Source organism: Mammaliicoccus sp. K-M42, from assembly GCF_022386375.1.
In the GTDB taxonomy this organism is placed as follows: Bacteria; Bacillota; Bacilli; order Staphylococcales; family Staphylococcaceae; genus Mammaliicoccus; species Mammaliicoccus fleurettii.
On sequence record NZ_JAJNIS010000050.1, the window covers coordinates 1 to 375 of the forward strand.

2 tRNA genes are annotated in these 375 nt (G+C 40.8%); both read right to left on the reverse strand.

Annotation, left to right across the window (positions count from 1 at the left end):
• Window positions 1–99: 99 nt before the first annotated feature.
• Window positions 100–175: transfer RNA gene (locus LQ668_RS12295), tRNA-Ala, on the reverse strand.
• A 23-nt stretch (window positions 176–198) separates the two neighbouring features.
• Window positions 199–275, reverse strand: a tRNA-Ile gene (locus tag LQ668_RS12300).
• Window positions 276–375: the final 100 nt, after the last annotated feature.

Consider the following 375-nt stretch of genomic DNA (forward strand, 5'->3'; position numbering starts at 1 on the left):
GCGATTATTAAGCTTGAATTTCGTTAGAAATTCACTCGGTTTATTGCTTGGTAAAATCTATTTGCTTACTTATCTAGTTTTCAATGTGCAAAATAATTATGGTGGAGACTAGCGGGATCGAACCGCTGACCTCCTGCGTGCAAAGCAGGCGCTCTCCCATCTGAGCTAAGCCCCCTAATTGGGTAATTAAATTTTTAATGGTGGGCCTAAATGGACTCGAACCATCGACCTCACGCTTATCAGGCGTGCGCTCTAACCAGCTGAGCTATAGGCCCATTCTTAAATTGAATGTTAAATAAACATTCAAAACTGAATACAATATGTCTCCGTTATTCCATGACCTAATGGTCATTCCGTAATATCCTTAGAAAGGAG